Origin of the sequence: Vibrio sp. S12_S33 (genome assembly GCF_963889785.1) — a bacterium.
Lineage (GTDB): Bacteria > Pseudomonadota > Gammaproteobacteria > Enterobacterales > Vibrionaceae > Vibrio > Vibrio aestuarianus.
Genome location: NZ_CAWPQZ010000184.1, coordinates 1 through 884 on the forward strand (window position 1 = coordinate 1; position 884 = coordinate 884).

Consider the following 884-nt stretch of genomic DNA (forward strand, 5'->3'; position numbering starts at 1 on the left):
TTGAAAGCCCTTCGAGCCTCACTACAATTTTCCCATTTTTAACCTTGGCATTAAAACCATCTCTCTGTAATGAGCTTACTAAATCATCCATAATTGTTGTCTCCATTTCTATTTTGGCGCATAACGCCCAATTAAGGTGTGAAGCACGCTACCACAACACTCAAACTGGACGCCGTAATCACTGAACTAGACCCAAACAAAAAGTGCCAAGCGTGCTGAATCACTCTTAAATTGTTTGTTATAAGCGTGTTTCGTTTTACCACATTCTATCTAAATCTTGTGCGTATAAAGAAATAGCTCGCTGATACTCTTTAATTGCGTCACTGTTCGTGGTTGATACTAAAAGCTCAAGTAGTAATGATGTTGCTTCTTTATGACGTCCTAAGTTGTAGAGACACATGGCATAGAAAGGCTGAACTTCAATAGAACTAGGGTACTCTTTTAGAGTTTGCTCAAAATAGCTTAACGCCTCCGAATACATGCCAAGACTTCGATAGGTACTCGCTAGCCCGAATAAAGCATCGAACCTTTCTACCGACGATAACAGACCTGCAAGAGATGACAGATAATGAGTAACCGCTTCTTGCTCTTTACCTTCGTTGTCGTATGACCAAGCAATTTGCAGGTGAGCCCTAGCAGAGTAAGTTTCATCGTTTAACAGCGTTTTTAGCAAAGCTCTCGACTCTTGGTACTTAGCCTCTTTCCGCAATTTAATTGCTTGTTTGATGATATTTTCCATAATTTCCCTCGAAGCTTATAACGCCGCGTTAAGTGGTGAGCAACGCGACCACAATCCTAAACCATTGCGCCTTAAACACAACACTCAACCTAGAGCCGAAACTCCCAAGCGTTGGGAATCCGTCTTAAACGCCTAGTTAGCTGCT

General features: G+C 41.7%; 1 protein-coding gene. It reads right to left on the reverse strand.

Annotated features, from left to right (window positions below):
• Nucleotides 1-256 precede the first annotated feature (256 nt).
• Nucleotides 257-739 (reverse strand): tetratricopeptide repeat protein, encoded by a 483-nt coding sequence (locus AACW06_RS19765; RefSeq protein WP_086468417.1) that lies wholly within the window; start codon nucleotides 737-739, stop codon nucleotides 257-259.
• Nucleotides 740-884: the final 145 nt, after the last annotated feature.

Coding starts and splice junctions, on each gene's coding strand:
- AACW06_RS19765 (WP_086468417.1), bottom strand. CDS start 739: ATGGAAAATATCATCAAACAAGCAATTAAATTGCGGAAAGAGGCTAAG.